Source organism: Flavobacterium plurextorum (genome assembly GCF_002217395.1).
GTDB lineage: Bacteria > Bacteroidota > Bacteroidia > Flavobacteriales > Flavobacteriaceae > Flavobacterium > Flavobacterium plurextorum.
In genome coordinates this window covers 1-25,148 of the sequence record NZ_MUHD01000011.1, presented here as the reverse complement: position 1 = coordinate 25,148, position 25,148 = coordinate 1, and the positions used below count along the sequence as shown (strand labels likewise).

The following is a 25,148-nucleotide window of genomic DNA, read 5'->3' as shown; positions in this document are numbered from 1 at the left end:
ATTTACACACTATTCGTATTTTTTGTATTTTTGTGTATATAGTGTTAACCTGTTGATAATAAGTGGTTTTGCTGCTTTTGGGTTTGGTATTTGGTTTACGGCACGATAGTTTCTTTATCTAAAGCGTAAAACAACTATTAATTACTAAATATACACATTATGAAAAATTTATTTTTATCAGCCGCAATTGTTTTAGGAAGTTTAACTTCATTTGCTTCAACTAGTCCAGTGACAAACACTGTTGTAAAAGTTATCTCGATTGAAGACGAATACACAGAGATTAAACTAGAAGAGCTTCCAGCTCCAATTACCGAAGCTTTGAAAAAAGCATATCCAGATGCAGTAATTACAAAAGCATACAAAAACGAAAAATCTGAATACAAATTAGACGTTACAGTTGGAGAAAAAGTAGGGAATCTTTTCGCTAACGCTGACGGAACTTGGATTAAAAAATAATCCTTAAAGAGTATTCTCTTGAAAATTCGAATTAGTAATACTAAGATTAAATTAACAATATTAAAATATCACTACCATGAAAAATTTATTTTTATCAGCCGCAATCGTTTTGGGAGGTTTAACATCATTTGCTTCAACTTCGCCAATTTCAAATACAATCGTAAAAACAATTTCAATTCAAGATGATTACACTGAAATAAAACTTGAAGAAGTTCCATCTGCAGTAACAGACGCTCTTAAAAAAGCATATCCAGATGCAATACTTTCTAAAGCTTTTAAAAACACAAAATCAGAGTATAAATTAGATGTTACTGTAGGAGACAAAGTAGGTTCTCTTTATGCTAACGCTGATGGATCTTGGATCAAAAAATAAGTCAAGCTAACTTAAAAAAAAATATAATTATGAAAAAGTTAATCTTATCGGCAGCTATCCTTTTAGGAAGTTTGTCAATTCAGGCAGAAAATACTGTTACAGCGAAATCAGCTGTACAATCAGTAAATTATCAAGACGAGTATAAAGAAATTGATGCAGTTCCGGCTGCAATCAAAACATCTTTAGACGAAGCTTATCCAGGTGTGAAATTGGAGAAAGCATTTGTAAACGACAAAAAAGAGTACAAAATTGAAATCACTGTTAGAGGTGAAAAATCAACTGTGTACACAGATGCGACAGGAAAAATTATTAAAAAGTAACCATAAAAACTAAGCATTATGAAAAAGTTAATCTTATCTGCAGCACTTATTTTAGGAGGTTTGTCATCTCAGGCGGCAATTTCGACTCAGTCAGTTTCTGTTATTGCAACAGTAAACATTCAAGATGGATACACTGAAGTTACAGCAGATGCTGTTCCGGCAGCAGTGAAATCAACAATCGAGAAATCTTTTCCAGGTACTAAACTTGAAAAAGCGTACAAGAACGATAAAAATGAGTACAAGCTTGAAATTTCAAAAGAAGGTAAGAAATATACTTTTTTCACTGATGCTTCAGGGAATATCATTAAGAAATAATTAAAAACATAGCACTATGAAAAAGTCAGCCCTAGCAGTAACTATTATTTTAGCGAGTTTGTCACTTCCTGCTTTAGCAGAGACAACTTCAAATAAAGTAGAAATGTCAATTTTGGTACAAACAGAATATACCGAGATTACTTCAGAAGCTGTTCCGGCAGCTGTAAAAACCGCTCTGCAAACCGCTTATCCAAATGCAAAATTGGTAAAAGCTTTTGTTAATGATAAAAAAGAATACAAACTAGAAATATCGGTTGGTGACCAGAAGGCTACTGTTTTTTCAGATGTCAATGGCAACTGGTTGAAAATATAATTAGGTGAAATTAGATTTATGTTTTTGGTGAAAAGAGATTGCAGCGTGCAATCTCTTTTTTTTTGCATAACTTTGTAAAAATACAATTTTAATAGTCTTATTTTAGCAAAAAAGTCCCTAAAAACAAATGCCAAAGATTTTATTGATAGAAGATGATATTTCGTTTTGTAAGCTGCTGGAGAAATTTCTAGTAAAAAAACAATACGAAGTAAGTATAGCATTCTCTGCTGCAGAAGCAAGATCAGCAATCAAAAGTGAATCATTTGATTTAATTTTGACAGATCTTCGCCTGCCTGATTCTGATGGCATAGGACTTATGTCTGAATTTAAAAATTCTCATCCTCAAATTCCAGTTGTCTTAATGACTGGATATTCTGATGTAAATACAGCTGTAAAAGCAATAAAGAATGGCGCTGCCGATTATATCTCAAAACCATTTAATCCAGATGAGGTTCTCCTTGTAATTACAAATGCGCTGCAGGTTCCTGAATCTGAATTTGAAGATGAAGCTCCTGTTAAAGAAAAAAAGCGAGTAAAAAAGACAGTATCAACTGAAAACGAATTTGTAAAAGGAATTTCAGTTGCTTCAAAAAAACTATTGGATCACATTCACTTAGTAAGTCCTACGGATATGTCCGTTTTAATTATCGGCGAAAGCGGTACCGGAAAAGAGATTATTGCCAAAAGTATTCATCAGCAAAGTCATCGAAAGAATAATAATTTTATTGCAGTAGATTGCGGAGCTATTCCCAAAGAGTTAGCAGCGAGTGAATTTTTTGGACATCTAAAAGGATCTTTTACTGGAGCGATTAGTGATAAAATGGGGTATTTTGAAGCGGCAAACGGCGGTACACTTTTCTTGGATGAAATAGGAAATCTCTCTTATGAAAATCAAATTCAATTATTACGTGCGCTTCAAGAGCGAAAAATAAAACCCGTTGGAAGCAATAAAGAAATAAACGTCGATATCCGAATTATTACTGCTACAAATGAAGATTTGCGTGAGGCAGTAAAAAACGGCGATTTTAGAGAAGATTTATACCATAGAATCAATGAATTCTCGATTCAGTCTCCATCTTTAAAAGATCGTGATGAAGATTTAATGGTTTTTGCCGACTATTTTCTTGAAAAAGCAAATCAGCAGTTAAACAAAGATATTATAGGTTTTTCTCCAGAAGTTGTTGCCATATTTCAAAATTACAATTGGCCGGGTAATTTACGCGAATTGCAAAATTGTGTTAAACGTGCTACACTTTTATCTCAAGGAGATTTTATAAAAAGCGATGTATTGCCGGCTGAATTCTTTCAGACTCAAAAGCAGCAAAATACTGGAGGTTCTTTTTCATTATCTGATAACGAAAAAGAAGCCATTATTCAGGCTCTAAATAGAACTCAAAACAATAAATCAGAAGCAGCAAAACTGCTTAAAATTACCAGAAAAACACTTTATAACAAATTAAAGCAATACAATATAGATTAGACTATTTCTTGTTGTAAAGCGTTAAACAGCAAATCCTTTTTGATTTTTAGATCTTGATAAATGTCTTTTAATTGGTGAATTTCAAGATCATTTTGTTCCAGTATTTTTAGAATAACTCCAATTTCTCGTGCTTCAATCTGTTTAAACATAGGTGCAATTCGATGAGAGATTGCTCGAATGTCTGCAATGTTTTCTTCTGCAATAGCATTTTCAAGAGCCGTAAAATTCTCGTTACTACTTGCCATGAAAGCTTTTAGAATGTCTTTTAAAGCATCATTATCGTGACCTAAAAATTCTTTTAATGTTTTTAAAGAATACAATTGAGAAGAAGTCTCTCCAGATTCTTGCTCATTTATTACTGTATTTGGAAGTCTGTCATCGGCCAAGATAGACTGAATTGTTTCTATTAATACTTTTGGCGAATATGGTTTCTTGATTACCGTTGTAAAACCAGCTTCAGTGTAAACAGATGCTTCTAAATCTGTTCTTCCAGTCAAAGCGATAACAGGTTGGTTTTTGTACACTCCTTTTTCAGAAGTCTGGAGCTTTTTCAAAAACATAAAACCGTCCATTTCCGGCATCTGAATGTCGGTAATAATAAAATCAAAAGGCGTATTTTCAATAGTCTCCAATGCTTTTGCTGCACTGTTAAAGGATAAAACTTCATGCTTTTCTTGTCGAAGCACGCCGCTGGTTAAATTCAACAGATTAGTGTCATCATCTATTACAATAAAAGTCAGTTTTTGAGTAAAACCAAGCTTTGGTTTTTCGTTTTGTTCAACAGTATTATTGCTGTTGTCAAATTGCAGAGGAAGTTTGATTTTAAAGGTGCTTCCTTTTCCAAAAGTGCTTTCCAGTTTTAAACTGCCTCCAAGAATTGCAATTATTTTTTGACAGATTGATAAGCCTAATCCTGTGCCGCCGTATTTCTTTTCAATGTTTTCATTGGCTTGAGCAAACTCTTCAAAAACTAATTTTTGATTCCCTTTTTCAATTCCAATACCAGTGTCTTCAATTGTAATTGCAAAAGATTTTTCATCATCAGTACAATATGCATTAATCTTAATAAAACCTTCTTCAGTAAATTTAAAGGCATTACCAATAATATTAGTTAAAATCTGTTTTAATCGAAACGGATCGCCAACAATTCTTGTTTTTAATTTTTCGTCAACATTTATAATTAAATCAATGTTTTTTTGCTCGTATACAGATTGAATGCTTTTGGCAGTATCTTCAATAATTTCTGTTAAAGAAAAAGGAACTTTTTCGATAGTAATTTTTCCAGCTTCAATTTTAGAAAAATCCAATAAATCCTGAACCAGCTGTGTGATATATTCCGAAGAATTTTTGATATTCCTAATAAAGTATGATTGCTTTGTGTTGACATCAGAATTACTCAAAAGTTCTGAATATCCTACAATTGTGCTCAAAGGAGTTTTTAAATCATGGCTTACAGTCGAAATTAACTGCTCTCGGCTTTTTAATAAATTTTTGGTTTTAAAATTCGCAATTTCAAGCTGTTTCTTATACAACTGCGATTTCGAGTAATCGCTTACAATTAAAATCGAAAAGAAAATAGTCAATATTAATCCAATAATGGCCGAAGCAGTTACAATTTCATTGACTTTGCGTAGGGATTTTTCTTTTAACGAATTGTTTTTTATCGAATTAATAATGATCTCTCTTTCTATAATTCGAAGAACCTTTCTAAGTTGTTCAGAAATGGCAATTTCATTTTTTAGTAACTTGTTTTCTTCAAAATTCAGTGATTCTTTTTTCTTTTCGGCCTTCAATTTTACATTACTCAGTAGTTTTTTCGAATTGGCCAAGATAGAATCAGATGCTTGTTTGCTTAAAGTATTAGTGCTGTCATCTGGGATATTTTGGTTCAGATAATCCACATATTTTTGAAGTACATTTCGCTGATAACTTCCTAATTGATTTGGATTCTTGCTAAAATCCTGAAGTTCCAGTTTTCTAAGCTTAAACTCCATTTTAGTGATTTCATCAATTGCAGTATTTACAGAAACTTCATCATCAGCTTTGTTTTTTATAGTTTTTAGCTTGCGGATATTTTCTGTTTTTTCAGACAATAAATAAGTAACGCTGTCTAATAGAACTTTTTGATATTCAGTAGTAACGATTTGTTTTAAAGTGTCAATTCTTGCTCTTAAAGAATCCGTTTCGATAAGATAGTTTTTAAAATCACTTTCAGAATTTGTTTGAATTGTTTTTCGAGCTAAACTCTCCGTTTTATAAACGTTTGAAAATAGTTTACTGACTCTTAAAATTTTGGTTTTTTCAAAGGCAATTTTATCTTCAAGTTTATTGTAGACTACATTTTCAGAGTATAAAAACCATCCAACAGTAACTACCAAAGCCAGTAATGCAACATAACTGAATAAGACTTTGAGTGCTGTATAACTTTTTTTACTCTCCATAAATATTTAGGTGTAGATTGAGGAAGTGTTTGAGATATTGGAATTATCTGCAATTTATTTAAAATTTCGATCTCAAAAAAGCAAAAACAACTCAAATGTTTATATAATTAAATAGTCTTAAAAAGAAATCAGCCTCAGATTATATAAATATCTGAGGCTGATTTTTTGTTTTTATTTTGAGATTAAAGAGTTTCGTTTAACCATTTAAAGAACTCACCTTGCCAAACTTGAGCATTTTGAGGTTGTAAAACCCAGTGATTTTCTTCAGGGAAATAAACAAATCGGCTTTTAATTCCTCGCAATTGTGCTGCTTGAAAAGCCTCTTGTCCTTGTCCGATTGGCACACGGAAATCTTTCCCGCCTTGGAAAATCAAGATAGGTTTATTCCAGTTCTGAACCAAAGTTGCAGGGTTAAAAGTAGTATATGCTTTTTGTGCAACAGCATTGTCTTTTTCCCAATAAGCACCGCCAAAATCCCAGTTGTTAAAGAAAACTTCCTCAGTAGTTCCTAACATACTTACCGTATTGAAAACACCATCATGAGCGATGAAAGTTTTAAAACGGTTTTTGTGAATTCCTGCTAAATAAAATACTGAGTATCCACCGTAGCTTGCACCAACACATCCTAAACGGCTTTTGTCAACATAGCTTTCTTTGGCAACATCATCAATTGCAGAAAGATAGTCATCCATAACCTGTCCGCCCCAGTCTTTACTAATTTGCTCATTCCATTCAACACCATGACCAGGCATTCCGCGGCGATTTGGCGCCACAACAACATAACCTTTTGCTGCCATTAATGAGAAATTCCAACGGAAAGAATACGATTGTGTCAATGCACTTTGAGGTCCGCCTTGACAGAATAATAAAGTTGGATATTTTTTTGAAGCATCAAAATTTGGAGGAAGAATTACCCAAACCAACATTTTTTTACCGTCAGTTGTAGTAACATAACGTTTTTCAGTTTTGCTTAAAGTAAGGGTTTTGTAAGTATCAGTATTTACATTTGAAAGTTGCTTCCAAGTATTTTTCTTCAAGTTAAAAGAAAAAATTTCTGGTGCGTGATTCATGTCATTTCTAGTTACAATAATATCGTCACCTGCAAATCCTACTAAATCATTTACATCAAAATCACCTTTTGTTATTTGGCGAACAGTAATTGCAATTCTTGTTAATCCAGGAAAATTAACACTGAAAAGTTGTTTTGTACCATCAACTGGAGCAACAAAAAACACATTTTTTCCGTCTTTACTCCAGATAAAATTATCTACAGTTCCATCCCAGTTTGCCGTTAAGTTCGTTTTGATTCCTTTAAATTCAACAATAATATCGTTTTTGTCGGCCTCATAACCATCACGTTTCATTTGCAGCCAAGTTAAATTTCCTGTTGGAGAAAATTGCGGAGCCGTGTCGTAACCTAAGTTGCCTTCAGTTCTGTTAGTAGTTTTTTGAGTCTCTAAATTGTACTCATAAATATCGGTATTCGTAGAAACCGCATAATCAGTTCCTGCTTTTTTCTTGCACACATACAAAATGCTTTTTCCATCAGGAGACCAGATGTAATCTTCGTCACCGCCAAAAGGTTTTTGCGGAGAGTCAAAAGTTTCTCCTTTCAAAATGTCAATTCCTTTAGCGCCGTCTTTGTTTTCCTTATAAAAAACGTGGTTAAATTTACCTACGTTCCAAGTATCCCAATGACGATAATCTAAACCATCATAAATTTGTGCATCAGATTTATCAAGTTTTGGATAAAAATCTTTACCTAAAACCTTGTCAATTTTTACTTCTTCATTGTACACTAAAAATTTTCCGTCAGGCGAGATGTTTTTATCAGCCAAAATCGCTTTTGTATCCGTAACTTCAGTTGCATTACCACCGCCTACGGGGATAGTATAAAATTTTGAATGTGATTTGTTTTCTTCTACAGAAGGAGTAGAAACCTTGAAAACAACATTTTTTTCGTCTTTCGAAAGTCCAAGTGCGCTCACTCTTCCTAATTTCCATAACAATTCTGGCGACATTACATTTTGCCCGATAGCGTTTAAACTCATCATTATTAAGGTTGTAAATAATACTTTTTTCATAATAAAAATTCTATTTTTTGTGGAGCTAAAAATACGAATTTAAAATTCCAAAATTTGTTAAAGTTTATCATCCATTCTCACCCGAAGCCTCGGGACGCTCAGCTTGACATTTGGATAGAGATCCAAAAACGGAATCTCTAAAATTTTGTTCGCCACGAATTCACGAATTATTTTTTTTTGATAATCTTTGAGAATAATAATTCGTGAATTTGCGTCGATTAAAAATCAAAAGCAAAGTCTTAAATTTATTTCCTAAATTGGAATTTGAAAAATTGGAATTTATTTTAAGAGGAAGATGGAATTAAGTTACTGGGAATTAAAGAACTGGTTTACAAATATCGATTACACAATTGTAGGCAGCGGAATTGTTGGTCTGCATGCCGCTTTGCGCTTACGCGAAAGATTTCCTGCTTCAAAAATTCTAGTTATAGAAAGAGGAATGCTGCCACAAGGTGCGAGTACAAAAAATGCTGGTTTTGCTTGTTTTGGAAGTCTTTCAGAAATTATGGACGACTTAAAAACAAATTCAGAAGATGATGTTGTACGTTTAATCGAAAAACGTTGGAAAGGATTGCAATTACTTCGAAAAAGATTAGGAGATTCCAAAATTGATTTTAAACCTCACGGTGGATATGAATTGTTTTTGAAAGAAGATGAAATAGGTTTTAATGAATGTATTTCGAAAATGCCTTTTATTAATGAAATTTTAAAACCACTTTTTAAAGCTGATGTTTTTTCTAAAGAAACAGATCGATTTGGTTTTAAAAATACTCAGGATTATTTAGTTTTTAATCCATTTGAAGCGCAGATAGATACTGGGAATATGATGCAGGAATTATTGAAACAAGCTGTTTCTGCCGATATTTTAATTTTAAATCAGCAAACAGTGACCTCGTATTTTGATGCAGGCAGTTATGTAGAGTTGGTTTTAAATGATTTTAGTTTTAGATCGAGTAAAGTGCTTTTTGCTACAAATGGTTTTGCGGGTTCTTTAACAAAAGGAGAAGTAAAACCCGCGAGAGCACAGGTTTTAATTACTGAGCCAATCAAAAATCTAGATATAAAAGGAACGTTTCATTTAGATCGCGGTTACTATTATTTCAGGAATATAGACGACCGAATTTTATTGGGCGGTGGTCGAAATTTAGATTTTGAAGGGGAAACGACAACGGAATTTGGGCAGACGAAAATTATTCAAAATAAATTGGAGGAGTTGTTGAAAAATGTAATTTTACCGAATCAGGATTTCAAGATCGCACATCGTTGGAGTGGGATTATGGGAGTCGGAAATAGTAAAAGTTCTGTTGTTGCTCAACTGTCTGAAAACGTGTTTTGTGGAGTGCGTTTAGGCGGAATGGGAGTAGCAATAGGCAGTTTAATAGGAACCGAATTAGCAGACTTAATATAATGGCAGTTAAAAAAATAGCACCAAAAAAAACAACGGCAAGTAAACCTAAAGCAGCTCCAAAAAAGACGAATCGTTCTTTTGGAGAAAAAGTAAAATGGTTTTTTATTAAGCTATGTCTTTGGTTTTTTGGAGTTTCGATCGCTTCGGTTGTGTTTTTTAAATATGTGCCGGTACCTTTTACGCCTTTAATGGTTATTCGAGCAATCGAAAACAAAATGGCAGGCAAGGAAGTTTACTTTGATCACGATTGGGAACCTATTGAAAAAATCTCAATGAATTTGCAAAAAGCAGTTATTGCCAGTGAAGACGGAACTTTTTTAAGTCATAATGGTTTTGACTTTAAAGCGCTTCAAAAGGCTTATAAAAGTAATGAACGCGGACGCCGAATTCGAGGTGGAAGTACAATTTCGCAGCAAACTGCTAAAAACGTTTTTTTATGGCAGGGAAAAAGCTACTTCCGTAAAGGACTTGAAGCTTATTTTACTGTTTTAATCGAATTGATTTGGGGTAAAGAACGTATCATGGAAGTGTACTTAAATAGTATCGAAATGGGAGATGGAGTGTATGGTGCTTATGCCGCAACAGAACATTGGTACCGCCGCGACGCTTCAAGTTTAACGCCAATGCAGGCAGCAGGAATTGCTGCAATTTTGCCAAATCCAAGAAAATTTAAAGCTACAGGCTCTTCTAGTTATATAAACCGAAGAAAAGAAAGAATCGTGCGCGAAATGCGTGCTGTTGGAAAAATTAATTATAATGGGAAGTAAAAAGGTAATTTTTGCATTCCTCATTTTAACTGCAACTTTGACTTTTGGACAAGGCAAAAGAACAGAAATAGGTTTTATCTCGGATAATGATTTATATACATCATCAAAAAATGATATGTATTACACCAACGGTTTAGAGCTTTTTTATCGATTTCTGTCTAAGAATGACAATGAAAAAATCAACAAAAAAATCACTGAATTTAGAATCGGGCAATATATTTATAATCCAAGATTCATTAACAAAGAAGCGGTTTATGTAAATGACCGTCCGTTTACGGCATATCTTTTTGCCGAAGCTGGAAGAAGTTTTTTTTACCAAAGTGAATCCGTTTTAAAAACCGATTTTCAGCTGGGTTTTATGGGGCCAAATGCGTTAGGTCAAGAAACTCAAGAAGGATTTCATAAAATCATTGGATATAAAAAAGTTTATGGCTGGGAGAATCAGCTTCATAATGCTTTTGGAGTGCAGGCTCATGTGATGTATTCGAAGAAACTATTTCCATCAAAACATAATGACTTTGTAGATCTTCATTTCCAGTCAGAAGCCAATTTAGGAACTATTTTTACAGGCATTTCAACTGGTTTTATGACTAGGATTGGTTTTAAAAAACTGCTTCCAATTTACGATTCGAATATGCATGATGCTTCGGTAAGTGCAAATGTACAGCCCAATATTAGAGAGTTTTATTTTTACGCCATGCCAAGCGTTAATTATCAGTTTTATGATGCCACAATCGAAGGCAGTATGTTTAATGACACAAGTCCTATTACTTTCGATTTAGTGCCGCTTCGTTTTAATGCCGAATTTGGACTGAAATACCGCCATAATAATTTCAATATGTCGTATTCGTTTATTTATCGAGGTCGTGAATTAGAAGGCGATGTTAATGATACCAATAGAGGATATTTTTACGGTTCGATAAGAATGGGGTTTTTGTTGAAGTAGTATCTTTTTAAAGATAGTATCTATTAATGACGATTATCACATTGAATACTAATTTCTTCATTTGATTTGTCGATTACAGAAATACTTGGACAGCTAAAAGAAAGATATTCGAAACCAAAAACAACTTCAGGTTTGTTTTTAAAAAGTTTTCCAGTCCATTGTTCAATAGAATCTTCTCCATTTTCATAATTTAGTGGAGCAGGTGATGTGCCTTCACTTTGGCTGAAAAGTTTTTCGATTATAACATCTTTTGTTTTTGAATCAACGACTAATAGACGTCTGCCATAAATTGTTTTATTGCTGTCTAGATAGTCTTGTAAAAAATACTGATAGCTTTCTGTTTTGTAAAAATATGTATTGCCCGCTATTGTATTCTTTAGCAAAGCGTGATCGTTATTTTTCAGTGCTTTTGATGGGTAGTCTTTTTTTGCAATTTTTTTCCACGAAATTGGCTTCAAACGTTCTTTCGAAAACGGATTTTCCTTACCTATATATACCAAAGCATCTCTGTAATAATCGCTGAATCCGTTTAAAAGTTTTTTGTTGATTTCGAAACCAATCATATAATCATAATTACGATACGGTCCGGCATCTCCAATAGAATATACATTTAACATCGCAGCAGTTTTTAGATTTTTTACTAAAAAAGAGGCAAGTTTATTTTTGGCATAATCGTAAACAAAAAGCGAATCGGTTTCAGAAATATTGGTTTTAGATAAAAATCGTTTTCTGTAGTTTTTGGCAAAGGTGAAATATTGAGCATCGGCATCTGCCATTTTTTCAAGGTTGGGTAAAGTCAGAGTGTCTTTTTCGTTGTCAATGGGATAAATATCCGAAAGAGAAACAAAAGCAACATCGCTGCTGTCTTTTGGCATAACAGTAAATAAATAGATGCTTTCCTTTCTTGAAGTTTCTTCAGCTTGAAGAGTATCGGCTACAGTTGCCGTTTGTGCGGTTACTTTAGGAAGTGTATTTGTGGTGTTTTCTTTTTTGTTACAGGCAGATAATAAAATTAAAAAAGTGCTTGATAAAAAGAAGAATCTTGTTGTCATTGTTTAAATATAATTTTAAGTTTTGTTATGTACGAAAGTACTTTAATTTGTTTGAATTTGAAAATCAAAAGTTTAAAGCCTGCATAAGTTTTAAAAGTTAATTTTGTCTTTTTTCTTACAAAACAGAAGAACTTTTTCGCTACATTTGCAGTGAACTTCATTTTTGAGAGGCGAGTATTGCTCGTCAATTTTGTTGCGGGCATTTTTTATGTCTGTAAGTATAGATACGCGGTTTTGGTACCTCCGTGTGGAGCGTTAATGCGCCCACTGCCTCTCAAAGGTGAAGTTCAACGGGAAAGGCTGAAACCGTATTTTTTTGGTCAACTTAATTTTTCTTCAAATGAACTTCAAAGAAAAAACAAGCAGTAAAGAGGTAGAAACTACAACCTCTGAAATCGAAAAAACTTCAAATGTATTATCAATTAGGCGAATGAAAGCTTATGCATTTTACAGGCTTTCGCGTTCTATAGGCATGTATAAAACACAGCCAGTAATTGTACCGCAGATACGTTTGTGCGGTAATTGGCTCAAAGAAGCTGGATTTTTAATTGATAAACCTGTTGTCGTAACAGTAATGAAAGGAAAACTAATCATACAATCCATTCAAAAAGAATGATTTAAAAATAATAAAGACGCTCAATTGAGCGTCTTTATTATTTTATCCCGAATGATCGAAATATAAATGCCATAAGTTGTTTGTTTTTTGAAATTTTACAAACATTCACTTTTTTAGATTCTTGATATACAAAAGTAATCATATGATTTAGTGAGATGTCTTACAAAATATATAATTCTATCAGAATAAGTTTTTGCTGAAGATCTAATACTTAACTTTTTGATAATATAGTATTTAGTTATAGTTTCTTACTTTTAATTAAAAATTAAAGCTATGGAAATTAATTGGGTTGTAATGGCGGTTGTTGCAGTACTGGTAGTTATTCTAGTTGTACTTACAATCAGAAAAAATCAAAAAGAGAAAAGAAAGTTAACAGATTTGTTGAACAATGATTTCAAAAAAGCTGTAAAAGATAGAATAGACGCCGATGACTCGGCAAATGAGAAATAAGAATAAGCTAAAAATAAAAAGAGTTCTCGATGTTAATTCGAGAACTCTTTTTAGGTTTTGTATTACTGGTTTTAATTGTGGCCTAAAGAATATCCATTTCCAGTTAATTTTTTTATAATGTTCATGGCAGTAACGTCTTGGCTCATTTTGTAACCAATAAAATTTCCTCCGTTATTAAATTCTACTTTAAAAACTTTACCATCGTAAGTATAAATTTCTTGGTTTAAAGCTTTACCATAACCTTGTACCATTCCAAACTTACCATACCAAGTTCCAATTACTTTGTAATCTAAATTTGTTACTTCGTATTTTTCAACAGAACCACTAGTAGTTCCATTGTTTGTAATCATTCTGATGTAACCAATTTTTTCTTTTTTGCTAAAAACATTTCCACTGTCATCAATTGTTAAGGCTAATGCATCTGTTACTGCTTTTTCTGCATTTTGTTGTTTACATCCGTATTTTTCGCCTAAACCAGTTGGTTCGCCATTTACAAAAGTGTTTACTTGTTCTAATTGAATTCCGTTTTCGGTAATCATACCTTTTGCAAATAAGGTTTGAATAATGCTTCGGTCAACATTGAAAGGCGAATATTTTACAAAATCAAGATCGTTTGCTTTCTTTTCTTCATTAGCGATTTCAACATAAACTTTTCCTGGTGCTGGATTTTCACAGATTCTCATGTATGCCGTAATTGCATTTGTTCCGTCGAGATTCGTGATTTCATATTGTCGAAGTACTTTTGTCGACATTTTAGCAATTGGTTTACCATCTAGTAAAACTTCACCTTTTTTAACTTTGAACTCTTGTGCAAAAGAGCTTGCGCCAACTAGAGTAAGTAATGCAATCAGAATGCTTTTTTTCATGGGGTTTTGTGTTGGTTTAAATTTGATTGTGTTTAAAATAAATCATAAAAAAAACTGTATTTCAATTAAGCAATACAGTTTTTGTGGAGAATATCGGATTCGAACCGATCGCCTCTACGCTGCCAGCGTAGCGCTCTAGCCAAATGAGCTAATCCCCCAAAGTGACAGCAAATAAAGTCAATTAATTTTCAATAAACAAATTTAGAAACCTATCTAAGTAAAAATAGTAGTCAAAACCGTAACTTTACACTTAAAACTATTTTTATGAGTTTAGAAACTACAAAAGGATCGTTGGAGACTTCTTTTCAAGATACAATTGCAACAGTCCAGTTTGGGCATCCTGCAAGTAATTCTTTTCCGCGAGAATTATTAAATAAACTTACATTAGAAATTAACTCATTGAGTCGAAATGATTCTGTTTCGCTTATTATTTTGAAAAGCGAAGGTCAAAAAGCTTTTTGCTCCGGCGCTTCATTTGATGAACTTCTGCAAGTCGAAAATGAAGAACAAGGAACAGAGTTTTTCTCTGGTTTTGCACATTTGCTAAATGCTATGCGCAGCTGCAGTAAGCTTATAGTTGGGCGAGTTCAAGGAAAAGCAGTTGGAGGCGGAGTAGGAATAATTGCGGCTTGCGATTACGTTTTTGCGACTCCTCAAAGTGATATTAAATTATCTGAACTTGCAATTGGTATTGGTCCGTTTGTAATTGAGCCCGCTGTATCTCGTAAAATCGGAAAAACAGCAATGACAGCAATGACATTGGCAGCCCACGAATGGAAATCGGCAGATTGGGCTTTTCAAAAAGGACTTTATTCAGTTTTAATTGACTCAGAAAATCTAGATAAAGAAGTAGAAAATTTTGCTCAAAAATTAAGCTCTTACAATCCTGAAGCATTACACGAAATGAAAAAGATCATTTGGGAAAACACAGAAAATTGGGAATCTCTGCTTTTTGAACGTGCCGCTATTACAGGTAAATTGGTTTTGTCGGATTTTACCAGAAATGCTTTGATGCAGTTTAAAAAATAAGCATGACATAAGTCATTGATTTCATGCAAATAGTAACATAGTTTTGAAAAAGGGTTTAAAACCAGTTTTTCATTATATAAAATATTGAATATGACTATTATTTCGTTATTCCAAAACGTAGATGTTGCCGAGAAAATTAAGAACGCTCCAGACAGCGGATATCAAATAGGTGTTGTTATAGGATCGTTTATTCCGTTTGTCGTTTTAATAGGAATTGCCTATTGGATGTATAACCGTGCTAAAAAAAGAGACGAAAACGGTTATTAATTTGTAAATTTGCAAGCTTAAATTAAAAATCGATGAGTAATATCAGAATTACAAAACAGTTTAGTTTCGAAACCGGGCATGCATTGTACGGTTACGACGGAAAATGCAAGAACGTTCACGGACACAGTTATAAATTGTCGGTAACAGTTATTGGTTCGCCAATTACAGATCGATCGAATGTGAAATTCGGAATGGTAATTGACTTTTCTGATCTAAAGAAAATTGTAAAAGAAGAAATCGTCGATCAATTTGATCATGCGACCGTATTTAATCAAACAACGCCGCATATTGAGTTGGCAAATGAATTGAAAAATCGCGGGCATCACGTGATATTGGTTGATTATCAGCCAACAAGCGAAAACATGGTAGTTGATTTTGCTGAAAGAATTATCGCAAGACTTCCAAGCGGAATTTCGCTGTTCTCTCTTAAACTTCAAGAAACTGAATCGTCGTTTGCAGAATGGTACGCTTCTGATAATTTGTAATTAATAAAAAGTAAATTGTGAAAAGTAAAACGTTTCACATCTCACCAATCACATTTCACAAAAGATAAATGAAAAAAGTATATTTTGCTTCAGATCAGCATTTTGGTGCGCCGACTCCTGAATTGAGTCTTCCGCGTGAAAAGAAATTTGTGGCTTGGTTAGATGAGGTTAAAGATGATGCTGAGGCGATTTTTTTACTTGGTGATTTATTCGATTTTTGGTTTGAATATAAAACAGTTGTTCCAAAAGGTTTTGTTCGAATTTTAGGTAAACTAGCTGAAATTCGCGACAGCGGTATTCCAATTTACTTTTTTGTTGGAAATCATGATCTTTGGATGAATGATTATTTTGAAACCGAATTGAATATTCCGGTTTATCATGATAATAAAGAATTTACTTTTAACGGAAAAACCTTTTTAATTGGTCATGGAGACGGAAAAGGTCCTGGAGATAAAGGCTATAAAAGAATGAAAAAGGTGTTTACAAATCCGTTTTCAAAATGGCTTTTTCGATGGCTTCATCCGGATGTCGGCGTGAGTTTAGCGCAGTATTTATCGGTTAAAAACAAACTGATTTCTGGTGACGAAGATGTGAAGTTTCTTGGTGAAGAAAACGAATGGCTTGTTTTGTACGCCAAACGTAAACTCGAAACCAAACATTACAATTACTTTATTTTTGGACATCGCCATTTACCAATGATTATTCCTGTTGGTGAAGATTCAAATTATGTAAATCTAGGCGATTGGATTGGTTATTTTACCTACGGAGTTTTTGACGGTGAGACTTTTGAACTTAAGAAATTCGAAAAATAAGTAAGTCAAAAGTCAAAAGTCGCAGGTCGCAAAGTTGAGGCTTAATGGCTAAAACCAAAAACTAAAAAATGTCTTATTTTGTACTTGTTGGATAAATCCCAATTTTGTGTGTTCTTAAAATGTAATTTGATAACTGTTTACTGTTTGAAAGTTGAAATTTAATTGCCCCCGATGATTTTTTCGGCATATGGCATTCTACACAATTATCGGCCAATAACTTTTCAGGCATCGTTTTTAAAGTCGTTTCATTGTGTTTTAAACCTTGATGACAGCTCATACAGATTTTAGAATACGACGCCATATTCTTAGAAGCATTTTCATGCGGATTATGACAAGTAATACAATCCATTTTGTCACTTTTTATAAAACACTTACTTTGTGCCATTAAACGAAATTGGTTTCCGTGAACGTCAAATTTCGCTGTATCAGTTACACTTCTTGTTTCTCTATAAAAATCAGATAGATTATCACCCGGTTTAAAGTCAAAACGAGATTTCATTTTCATGCCGTCATTTCCAGCGTGACAAAGTGCACAGGCATCTAACTTTTGTTGTCTGTTAAGCGTTTTAAAACTGGTAATACTATTTGCGACTTTTATATTTGGGTTTTTTAGATGAAAATCAACATGCTTTTTCGCAGGTCCGTGACAGCGTTCACAATCAATTCCGTAAACAATTGTTTTTTTATCAATGACATCTTCGACTTCCATCGATAAAAAGTTCTTATCTGTAGAATTCTGATTAACATTTCTGCTGCTGATATTTGAGCTGTGGCAAGAATAACAGTCTTTTACAACCATACGGTCAAAATAAGGTTTGTCTGCCGGAAAACCTGGACTTGTAGCCCAATTGTTTATAGAATTATAGTAAGAAACAGGTAATTCATACGTATTGCGATCTCGCCAGTATACCGAAGTTTGTGCATGTTTAATTCCAAAAACAATCTCAAAACGATGTGCTTCAACCTCTTTTCCGTTTTTATATAGAACTTGATACAAGCTGTCGTTGCGTTTTTCCATAACAATTTTGGTGTTTTTGTCATAGATAAAAGTGTGATTTCCTTTGTCAAAATCACCTAAAATATTTGCTGGAATTGCGGGAGCAGTGGCTTTAAAATGAGCACTTTTTGATGCCATGTCATATTGAGTCTGATGACACTGAATACAGCTTTCTGAGCCTGCATAATCAGTGCCTCGCGGATCAATATACTCTTCAGAAGCGTCTTTGCAATTTGTAAAAAAGAGCGCTAAAATAGTAAAGGCAATAAAAATGCTTATTTTTTTCATTGCCGTAAATATACTTTTTTTTGAATAAAATCAAAATATATTTCAATAATGAAAAAATGTTGTTAAAATATTTAGAATGTTTCTTAGTTTAATCCAGGACCATAAACATATTCGTCTAATTCGATTTTAAACAAAGAGCCTTCAACTAAATCTTTAATAGATTTTAATTCTGTCATTGAAACAGCTAAATCTATTGACGAACATGGAGTTTTTAATAAAAATTTATGACAAGAATATTTTAACTCACAAGCTTCGCAGCAGGCATTTTCGATAATGCTGTCTTCGATTAAATCGCAAAACATATTCAACTCCGAAACCGTGAAATAAAAGCCAGTTTCTTTAAAAACCAACTGTACTTTGTCAAGAATTGTCTGGCTGTTTTGTTTCCAGTAAAAGGCTATGCCGAAGCTGTTGTGATATATTTGTTGTATTTCTCTCATTGTAAATCCTTTTATTCCAGCAAATATAAATATTATTTATATTAATTCTAAATAAAAAAATCATAAAAATTTGAAAAAGGTTTTACCATATAAGTACTATAAGTTCATCGTAAAGGCTTTTTTGTTTTTGCTTGATGCAAAAATAAAAAGACCTCCGTTTTATTGGAGGTCTCTAAATTTAAGATTCATTCTTTAAATGAACTTATAGGGTTTAAAAATTAATTACTCCAATTTGTGATGTTCTTCCATATCTTTATGAAGATCTAAATCTCTAAAAGTTGGAGATATAAAACCAAAGCCTAAAACGGTCAAAAGTGTAATGCTTCCGCCAAAGACAACAGATGTTACTGCTCCCATTAATTTAGCAGTTGCACCGCTCTCAAACGCACCTAATTCATTAGAAGAGCCAACAAAAATCGAATTTACAGCACCAATGCGTCCACGCATATGATCAGGAGTTTTAAGCTGCAAAATGGTCTGGCGAATTACTACCGAAATTCCGTCAGCAAGTCCGCTCAAGAATAAAGCAAAAACAGAAAGCCAGAATGACGTAGAAAGTCCAAATAAGATGATCGACAACCCAAAAACAAATATGGCACCTAAAAGTTTTTTTCCGGCATTTTTATATAAAGGGATATACGCCGAAACAATCATCGTAATAAAAGCACCCACAGCAGGCGCAGCTCTTAATATACCAAAACCTTCAGAACCCACTTTTAAAATATCTTGTGCAAAAACGGGTAACAATGCTACTGCACCTCCAAAAAGTACTGCAATCATATCAAGTGACAAAGCGCCTAAAACAATCTGGTTTTTAAATACAAAGGTCAAACCTTCTGTAAGACTGTCTTTTATTGATTCTCCGATCTTCGGATTTATGATTGGTTTTTTACTGATTTGTGATAAGGCAATTAAGGAAAGAATTGAGAATCCGAAAACGAGACACATTGACCAGTGAACACCAATCCAGTTAATTGAAAATCCTGCTAGTGCAGGTCCCATAACCGCACCAATCTGCCAAACCGAACTGCTCCAAGTAGCGGCATTTGGATATGCTTTTTTAGGAATAATAAGTGATAGTAGAGAGAAAATAGTAGGACCAAGAAAAGCACGAACTAATCCGCCAAGAAATACTAAAAAGTAAATAGCATATAAGGTAGACTCAGTCGACCAACCGCTGACAATTTTTGGCCAAGTGAGTAAAAATAATCCAAAACTAATTACTGAAAACCCTAGAATACATTTTACCAATAATCCTTTCTTTTCTCTTTGATCAACAATATGTCCAGCAAACAATGCCATTGAAACCGCTGGAATTACTTCCATCAAACCTATGATTCCCAACGAAAGCGGGTTTTTGGTTAAACTGTAAACTTCCCATTCAATCACAATAAACTGCATCGACCAAGCAAAAACCATCGCAAAGCGTAATAGTAAAAATATATTAAACTCTCTATAGCGAAGCGCTTGATACGGATCTGGTTTTGTTGATTTAGTTGTCATTTGTTCTGATGTCTTTCAGCATAAGCTGTGTTGATATGGTTCCGTTCCATTCGTTTTCAGCTAAAGAATAAGCCAGCTGAAACAGATTCTGATTTTGCGCTATACTTAGTTTTTTTCCTAGTCCAAAGCCAATTGCTGCAATTCCATCTGAATTCGATTGTTTTACAAAAAGCCTTAAATGTTCCTCCTCAGAACCTAAAGTTTTGGCATAACCAGTATCTTTTATGTTTTTAGTCATGAAAACCGGCGTCATGTTCTGCGGACCAAAAGGTTCAAATTGTTTTAGAATACGGATGAGTTTTGGAGTGATATCAGAGAAATTAATTTCGGCATCAATTTCGATTTCAGGAGTTCGCATTTCAGGTAAAATAGTTGATGAAACCTGTTTTTCAAAAGCGTCTTTAAAAATCTGATAATTTTCAGCTTTTAAAGTCATTCCCGCCGCGTACATATGACCTCCAAATTGTTCCAAATGTTCTGCGCAGGCATCTAATGCATTGTAAACATCAAAACCTTTTACAGATCGGGCAGAAGCTGCATATTTATCTCCGCTTTTAGTAAAAACTAAAGTTGGTCGATAATACGTTTCAATCAATCGAGAAGCAACAATTCCAATAACACCTTTGTGCCAGTCTTCTTGAAATACAACGGTAGAAAAACGTTCTTCTTCATTGTTTTCTGTAATTTGAAGAAAAGCTTCCTTTGTAATTTTTTTATCTAGATCTTTTCGATCAGCATTATATTGTTCAATTTCAGATGCAAACTGCTGCGCTTGATCAAAATCAAATTCGGTCAATAATTCAACAGCATGATTTCCGTGCTTGATTCTTCCCGCAGCGTTTATTCTTGGAGAAATAATAAAAACAACATCGGTAATATCCAAAACTGTCTTTTTAACCTGATGAACCAAAGCTTTAATTCCAGGTCTTGGATTACTGTTAATTACTTTCAAACCGAAATAAGCTAAAACACGATTTTCTCCTGTAATAGGAACAATATCCGCAGCAATTGCTGTTGCAACCAAATCTAGATATGGAACTAAATCCTCGATAGTTTCATTTCGGTTTTGGCCTAAAGCCTGAATCAATTTAAAACCAACTCCACAGCCGCATAATTCATCATACGGATAAGTGCAGTCTTCTCTTTTTGGATCAAGAATCGCAACCGCGTCTGGAAGAAATTCACCAGGTCTGTGGTGATCACAAACAATAAAATCGATGTTTTTTGCTTTCGCGTAAGCGATATGATCTATGGATTTTATGCCGCAATCGAGTGCAATAATCAATGAAAATCCGTTATCATCAGCAAAGTCAATTCCTTTAAAAGAGATACCGTAACCTTCATCATAACGATCCGGAATATAAGTTGCAATATTTGGATAATGTGATTTTAAATACGATGAAACCAAAGAAACCGCCGTTGTTCCGTCAACATCATAATCACCAAAAACTAAAATGTTTTCCTGATTTTCAATTGCCAATTCTATTCTTGCAACCGCCTTCTCCATGTCTTTCATCAAATAAGGATCGTGAAGATGTTCTAAAGATGGGCGAAAGAAGTTCTTGGCATCTTCAAAAGTTTCAATGCCGCGCTGAATCAAAAGTGTTGCAACAAAATCTTCTACATTTAAGGCTTGCGCCAAATGTTTGATTTTATCTTGAGAAGGTTTTGGTTTTAAAGTCCAACGCATGAGTTGATTTTAGATTTTAGAGTTTGATTTTAGACTGTAGGTTTCTAAAATCGTTTAATCTGATTAAGATTTTTTTGCCACAGATTACATGATTTAAAAGGATTTTTTAATCTGTGTTAATCTTTTAATCTGTGGAAAAAATATTCGGTTTCAAACTTTGACAAAGTTTTCACAATGTTATTTTAATTCCAATGCATTTCCTTTAAACTGAATTCCGTCCCAGCCTAAGTTGATGAAATTTCTAATGTTTTGGTGATTTGTTCCGTTTGGATCTCCTAAAACTTCTTCAAAATAAAAAGCGCCAAAACAAGCCAAAGTTTCTTCTTTGCTTAAGTTTTGCAATTTTGCAAAAGAAAATAATTTACAAGAACCAGAATTTTCTCCGGCTGCATTATGCTGCGTTCCGTTTTGAAAAGCAGTTGGAGTGAAATTGTAATTTTCCTCAATTATGGCAATAGTTTCCGGGAATGTTATTTGTGTTGGAGTTTGTTTTACTTTTTCTAAAAAGGCTTGAATGCTCATAAATTATGATTTAATTTTTTTTGCCACAGATTAAAGGATTTCAAAGGATTCTTGAATCTGTGTTAATCTGTGAAATCTGTGGCTAATGTTTTTTATTCTTCATCATCCTTAGAAAACTTACTTTTCTTAGGCTCTTTTGTTATAGTTTTTCCAGCAACGACAACAACTATTTCACCGCGTGGAGCTGTTTTTTCAAAATGTGCGAGAACTTCTTTTGCAGTTCCGCGAACATTTTCTTCGTGTAGTTTTGATAATTCTCTTGAAACACAAACTTGTCGATCTTCTCCAAAATACTGAATAAATTCAGCTAATGTTTTAACGAGTTTATGTGGAGAAACGTATAAAATCATTGTTCTAGTTTCTTCGGCTAAAGCCAAAAATCTAGTCTGACGTCCTTTTTTATCAGGAAGAAAACCTTCAAAAATAAACTTGTCATTTGGAAGTCCGCTGTTTACAAGCGCTGGAACAAATGCAGTTGCGCCTGGAAGACATTCTACTTCAATTTTATTTTCAACACAAGCGCGTGTCAATAAGAATCCTGGATCTGAAATTGCCGGAGTTCCTGCATCTGAAATTAAAGCGATAGTTTCGCCGGCTTTCAAACGCGCAATTAAATTTTCGGTGGTTTTGTGCTCGTTGTGCATATGATGGCTGTGCATGTGCGTGCCAATTTCAAAATGCTTCAACAATTTTCCGCTCGTTCTAGTGTCTTCGGCCAAAATCAAATCGACTTCTTTCAAAACTCTAATAGCTCTGAAAGTCATGTCTTCAAGATTGCCAATTGGCGTTGGAACGATATATAATTTTGACATATTTTTTATTCGTAAAATGTAAAATGTGAAAATGGCTTTATGCGAATTTCTTCTCGATAATTCCAAGGAAACGTTCTGCGTAATCATCTTTTCCGTCCCAATTGTTATAATCAGGTTTTACCATATCGTCAATAAATTCTTTAGCTTCGGCATAAGAATCAAACGTTAAAAGCTGATTTAAAACACGACTGTAATCTTCAGAACTGTTTCCGAAAAGGTTTTTTGTGAATGCAATTCGGTCATTCAAATCAACGTGGAAACCTTTTGCAAGTTTTTCGTTTAGTGTAACAGTTTTAGATTCTGCTGGAGTTTCTAAAATCGCTGTTTCGGTAGTTTTTTTCTCTTTAGATTCGGCAGTTGCTGTATTTGCTGAAACATTTTCAAAACTATCAACTTTCACAAATTGAGCATCAGCATAATTTACTCCCAAAAGTTCTTCTAAAGTCATATGAACTGCTTGAGATTTTGTCTCTGTTTCGATTTTTGGCTCTTCTTTGATTTCTGCAACTATTTCTTCCGTTTCTAATTCGAAAGCAGGTATGAAATCAGGAATTGGTTTTAAATCGCTGATCGTAGTAAACGAAAGTTCGTCAGCGGCTTCGATATCTTTTTTAGCTTCAAAAATTGGTTCTTCAATTTCCTCTGCTTCAGGTTCTTCATTTATTTCGGCAATAGTTTCAGGAATCGTTTCAATTTCAGTTTCTACAATGATTTCTTCAGAAATTTCTACAACAATTTCGGGCACAGTTTCTTCTACAACTTCTTCCGTTTTTGTTTCTTCCGCAATTATGGTTTCAGTTACGGTTTCTTCAACTGCAATTGGTTCTTCGGTTTTAACTTCTGCAGGAATAGTATCTTCTTTTTCAAAAATAGTTTCTATTTCAGAAGTAATTTCACTGTGACCAATGGTTGGTTTTAAACTGTCGAAATTTTCATCAACAAATTTTAACACCGCTAGTTTCTCATATAATTTCTGAGTTTCAAGATATAATTGATTGATATCGGATTTGTTTTTAAGTTTTAAAATTCGATGTGCAATGCTGATTAAGTCGGCTTCCAATTTTTTTTTCATAACTGTTGAAATTATAGTGAATAGGGTAATTTATTATGTTTTGTATCTGAATGTCTTTATTCTGGGAGAAAATCAACGAGATAATTTTTTATTTCTGTTAATAAGCGATTGCGAATCTCCGTTTTGATAAAAATTTTCTACTTTTGAAAAACCGAAAAACAGCAGTTTTTTGCGTCAATTTATTACCAGTACAAAGTAATAAAAACTATTCATTTTTAAAGGTAGAAAAATACAAAATGTTTCTCGAAAATACAGTAAATCACAAAGAACAATTTGGTTGGATTGAAGTTATTTGTGGATCAATGTTTTCGGGTAAGACCGAGGAGTTAATCCGCAGATTAAAACGCGCCCAATTTGCCAAACAAAGAGTCGAAATTTTTAAACCCGCAATTGATACTCGATATCATGACGAAATGGTGGTGTCTCACGATGCCAACGAAATTCGTTCTACGCCAGTTCCTGCCGCGGCCAATATTTTAATTTTAGCACAAGGCTGCGATGTTATTGGTATTGACGAAGCTCAGTTTTTTGATGATGAAATTATTACAGTTTGTAATGATCTTGCCAATCAGGGAATTCGTGTAATCGTTGCCGGACTTGATATGGATTTTAAAGGAAATCCTTTCGGACCAATGCCGGGACTTATGGCAACTGCAGAATATGTTACGAAAGTTCATGCGGTATGTACGAGAACGGGAAATCTTGCAAATTACAGTTTTCGTAAAACAGATAATGATAAATTAGTAATGCTTGGGGAAACAGAAGAATATGAGCCATTAAGTCGTGCAGCTTATTTTAATGCGATGAAAAAGAGTCAAGAAAAATAGATTTTAAATTCATTTAAGCCTAATAAAACATGCAAGAAAAACAAAGTAAAAGAAAACAGAATATTTTATTATTAGTTGTAATTGGAATTGCAGTTGCTTTGGCTGTTTTCTTTCAATTTTTTCTTTCTGAAAAGGCAGATGAAGTAAATACTGAAATAACAGAACTGGTTGGGAAATACAATAAAAGCTGCCCGCTGAAAATTCAAGAAGGAATTCGTCTTGACAGTGTAAGTTTACCCGAAGAAAGAGTTGTTCAATATAATTTGACATTGCTAAATGTAGAAAAAGTCACTGCTGAGGTTGATGTAATACAAGTAGAAATGGAAAAAAGTCTTTTAAGTACTGCGAAAGCAAACACAGGACTTCAGGTTTTTAGAGATAATGATTATACTTTGATTTACAGCTATAGCGATAAAAAGAAGACGTTTTTATTTAATGTAAAAATATTACCAGATCAATATAAATAAACTAACGTTCTCTAAGACGTTTTTAAAACATTTTTCAAGCTGAGCGATCC

The 25,148-nt window shown here is 33.6% G+C and carries 28 protein-coding genes and 1 tRNA gene; 17 read left to right on the top strand and 12 right to left on the bottom strand.

What is annotated here, in order from left to right; genetic code table 11:
• The first annotated feature begins 159 nt into the window (after positions 1-159).
• From B0A81_RS05235 to B0A81_RS05210, 6 genes are all read left to right on the top strand, one after another.
• A complete protein-coding gene (locus tag B0A81_RS05235) occupies positions 160-456 on the top strand; it encodes a hypothetical protein (RefSeq protein ID WP_089057043.1) in 297 nt (98 codons plus the stop codon).
• A 76-nt stretch (positions 457-532) separates the two neighbouring features.
• Positions 533-829, top strand: coding sequence for a hypothetical protein (locus tag B0A81_RS05230; protein ID WP_089057042.1), 297 nt, complete (start codon positions 533-535; stop codon positions 827-829).
• Positions 830-858: 29 nt separating this feature from the next.
• A complete protein-coding gene (locus B0A81_RS05225) occupies positions 859-1,149 on the top strand; it encodes a hypothetical protein (RefSeq protein ID WP_089057218.1) in 291 nt (96 codons plus the stop codon).
• An 18-nt stretch (positions 1,150-1,167) separates the two neighbouring features.
• On the top strand, positions 1,168-1,464 hold the full coding sequence (locus B0A81_RS05220) for a PepSY-like domain-containing protein (RefSeq protein ID WP_089057041.1): 297 nt from the start codon (positions 1,168-1,170) through the stop codon (positions 1,462-1,464).
• A 16-nt stretch (positions 1,465-1,480) separates the two neighbouring features.
• Positions 1,481-1,777, top strand: a complete 297-nt coding sequence (locus B0A81_RS05215; RefSeq protein ID WP_089057040.1) for a hypothetical protein — start codon at positions 1,481-1,483, stop codon at positions 1,775-1,777.
• Positions 1,778-1,904: 127 nt separating this feature from the next.
• Positions 1,905-3,257 (top strand): sigma-54-dependent transcriptional regulator, encoded by a 1,353-nt coding sequence (locus tag B0A81_RS05210; protein WP_089057039.1) that lies wholly within the window; start codon positions 1,905-1,907, stop codon positions 3,255-3,257.
• Here B0A81_RS05210 and B0A81_RS05205 read toward each other — a convergent pair.
• On the bottom strand, positions 3,254-5,698 hold the full coding sequence (locus B0A81_RS05205; RefSeq protein ID WP_089057038.1) for an ATP-binding response regulator: 2,445 nt from the start codon (positions 5,696-5,698) through the stop codon (positions 3,254-3,256). The genes B0A81_RS05210 and B0A81_RS05205 overlap by 4 nt on opposite strands.
• A gap of 182 nt (positions 5,699-5,880) precedes the next feature.
• Positions 5,881-7,782 (bottom strand): S9 family peptidase, encoded by a 1,902-nt coding sequence (locus B0A81_RS05200; protein WP_089057037.1) that lies wholly within the window; start codon positions 7,780-7,782, stop codon positions 5,881-5,883.
• Between the two features lie 295 nt (positions 7,783-8,077).
• On the opposite strand from B0A81_RS05200, the gene B0A81_RS05195 reads away from it, so the two are divergent.
• Genes B0A81_RS05195 through B0A81_RS05185 form a run of 3 tightly spaced genes read left to right on the top strand, consistent with a single transcriptional unit; the run spans position 8,078 to position 10,903 of the window.
• The gene (locus tag B0A81_RS05195; protein WP_089057036.1) at positions 8,078-9,190 is read left to right on the top strand and encodes an NAD(P)/FAD-dependent oxidoreductase; all 1,113 of its coding nucleotides are present in this window, start codon (positions 8,078-8,080) and stop codon (positions 9,188-9,190) included.
• Positions 9,190-9,957 (top strand): monofunctional biosynthetic peptidoglycan transglycosylase, encoded by a 768-nt coding sequence (gene mtgA, locus B0A81_RS05190; protein ID WP_165768039.1) that lies wholly within the window; start codon positions 9,190-9,192, stop codon positions 9,955-9,957. The genes B0A81_RS05195 and mtgA overlap by 1 nt, the downstream gene beginning before the upstream one ends.
• The gene (locus tag B0A81_RS05185) at positions 9,947-10,903 is read left to right on the top strand and encodes a lipid A deacylase LpxR family protein (protein ID WP_089057217.1); all 957 of its coding nucleotides are present in this window, start codon (positions 9,947-9,949) and stop codon (positions 10,901-10,903) included. Before mtgA ends, B0A81_RS05185 begins: the two co-directional genes overlap by 11 nt.
• A 23-nt stretch (positions 10,904-10,926) precedes the next feature.
• On the opposite strand, the gene B0A81_RS05180 is transcribed toward B0A81_RS05185, so the two are convergent.
• Positions 10,927-11,955, bottom strand: coding sequence for an oxidoreductase (locus tag B0A81_RS05180; RefSeq protein ID WP_089057035.1), 1,029 nt, complete (start codon positions 11,953-11,955; stop codon positions 10,927-10,929).
• Between the two features lie 340 nt (positions 11,956-12,295).
• Here B0A81_RS05180 and B0A81_RS05170 point away from each other — a divergent pair, with 340 nt between their 5' ends.
• Positions 12,296-12,571, top strand: a complete 276-nt coding sequence (locus tag B0A81_RS05170; protein ID WP_089057033.1) for a SymE family type I addiction module toxin — start codon at positions 12,296-12,298, stop codon at positions 12,569-12,571.
• A gap of 273 nt (positions 12,572-12,844) precedes the next feature.
• Positions 12,845-13,021 carry a hypothetical protein gene (locus B0A81_RS21605; protein WP_165768038.1) on the top strand — a complete coding sequence of 59 codons (177 nt, stop codon included), beginning with the start codon at positions 12,845-12,847 and terminating at the stop codon, positions 13,019-13,021.
• A gap of 71 nt (positions 13,022-13,092) precedes the next feature.
• Here B0A81_RS21605 and B0A81_RS05165 read toward each other — a convergent pair whose 3' ends face one another.
• Both B0A81_RS05165 and B0A81_RS05160 read right to left on the bottom strand, forming a co-directional pair.
• On the bottom strand, positions 13,093-13,887 hold the full coding sequence (locus tag B0A81_RS05165) for a hypothetical protein (RefSeq protein ID WP_089057032.1): 795 nt from the start codon (positions 13,885-13,887) through the stop codon (positions 13,093-13,095).
• A gap of 84 nt (positions 13,888-13,971) precedes the next feature.
• Positions 13,972-14,045, bottom strand: a tRNA-Ala gene (locus B0A81_RS05160).
• Between the two features lie 106 nt (positions 14,046-14,151).
• Here B0A81_RS05160 and B0A81_RS05155 point away from each other — a divergent pair.
• The 4 genes from B0A81_RS05155 (at position 14,152) to B0A81_RS05145 (ending at position 16,480) form a co-directional block, all read left to right on the top strand.
• Complete coding sequence (locus B0A81_RS05155) at positions 14,152-14,916, top strand: enoyl-CoA hydratase/isomerase family protein (RefSeq protein WP_089057031.1); 765 nt, start codon at positions 14,152-14,154, stop codon at positions 14,914-14,916.
• Between the two features lie 90 nt (positions 14,917-15,006).
• Complete coding sequence (locus B0A81_RS21600) at positions 15,007-15,183, top strand: hypothetical protein (protein WP_165768037.1); 177 nt, start codon at positions 15,007-15,009, stop codon at positions 15,181-15,183.
• Positions 15,184-15,215: 32 nt separating this feature from the next.
• Entirely contained in the window at positions 15,216-15,668 is a 453-nt protein-coding gene (locus B0A81_RS05150) for a 6-pyruvoyl trahydropterin synthase family protein (RefSeq protein WP_089057030.1), read from the top strand.
• 68 nt (positions 15,669-15,736) lie between these two features.
• Positions 15,737-16,480, top strand: coding sequence for a UDP-2,3-diacylglucosamine diphosphatase (locus tag B0A81_RS05145; RefSeq protein ID WP_089057029.1), 744 nt, complete (start codon positions 15,737-15,739; stop codon positions 16,478-16,480).
• A 73-nt stretch (positions 16,481-16,553) separates the two neighbouring features.
• Here the strand turns inward: B0A81_RS05145 and B0A81_RS05140 are convergent, their stop codons facing one another.
• The 7 genes from B0A81_RS05140 to B0A81_RS05110 all read right to left on the bottom strand — a co-directional run bounded on the left by B0A81_RS05140 (position 16,554) and on the right by B0A81_RS05110 (position 23,804).
• Complete coding sequence (locus B0A81_RS05140) at positions 16,554-17,765, bottom strand: cytochrome c3 family protein (RefSeq protein ID WP_089057028.1); 1,212 nt, start codon at positions 17,763-17,765, stop codon at positions 16,554-16,556.
• Positions 17,766-17,848: 83 nt separating this feature from the next.
• On the bottom strand, positions 17,849-18,205 hold the full coding sequence (locus tag B0A81_RS05135) for a hypothetical protein (protein WP_089054340.1): 357 nt from the start codon (positions 18,203-18,205) through the stop codon (positions 17,849-17,851).
• 222 nt (positions 18,206-18,427) lie between these two features.
• A complete protein-coding gene (locus tag B0A81_RS05130) occupies positions 18,428-19,708 on the bottom strand; it encodes an MFS transporter (RefSeq protein ID WP_089057027.1) in 1,281 nt (426 codons plus the stop codon).
• Complete coding sequence (gene recJ / locus B0A81_RS05125; protein WP_089057026.1) at positions 19,698-21,398, bottom strand: single-stranded-DNA-specific exonuclease RecJ; 1,701 nt, start codon at positions 21,396-21,398, stop codon at positions 19,698-19,700. The genes B0A81_RS05130 and recJ overlap by 11 nt, the downstream gene beginning before the upstream one ends.
• Before the next feature lie 177 nt (positions 21,399-21,575).
• The gene (locus B0A81_RS05120) at positions 21,576-21,920 is read right to left on the bottom strand and encodes a HopJ type III effector protein (RefSeq protein ID WP_089057025.1); all 345 of its coding nucleotides are present in this window, start codon (positions 21,918-21,920) and stop codon (positions 21,576-21,578) included.
• A 92-nt stretch (positions 21,921-22,012) separates the two neighbouring features.
• Positions 22,013-22,732, bottom strand: a complete 720-nt coding sequence (gene rsmI / locus B0A81_RS05115) for a 16S rRNA (cytidine(1402)-2'-O)-methyltransferase (RefSeq protein WP_089057024.1) — start codon at positions 22,730-22,732, stop codon at positions 22,013-22,015.
• A 37-nt stretch (positions 22,733-22,769) separates the two neighbouring features.
• A complete protein-coding gene (locus tag B0A81_RS05110) occupies positions 22,770-23,804 on the bottom strand; it encodes a hypothetical protein (RefSeq protein ID WP_089057023.1) in 1,035 nt (344 codons plus the stop codon).
• Between the two features lie 236 nt (positions 23,805-24,040).
• Here B0A81_RS05110 and B0A81_RS05105 point away from each other — a divergent pair, with 236 nt between their 5' ends.
• Both B0A81_RS05105 and B0A81_RS05100 read left to right on the top strand, forming a co-directional pair.
• Complete coding sequence (locus B0A81_RS05105; RefSeq protein ID WP_089054374.1) at positions 24,041-24,631, top strand: thymidine kinase; 591 nt, start codon at positions 24,041-24,043, stop codon at positions 24,629-24,631.
• A 29-nt stretch (positions 24,632-24,660) separates the two neighbouring features.
• Entirely contained in the window at positions 24,661-25,098 is a 438-nt protein-coding gene (locus B0A81_RS05100; protein WP_089057022.1) for a hypothetical protein, read from the top strand.
• Positions 25,099-25,148: the final 50 nt, after the last annotated feature.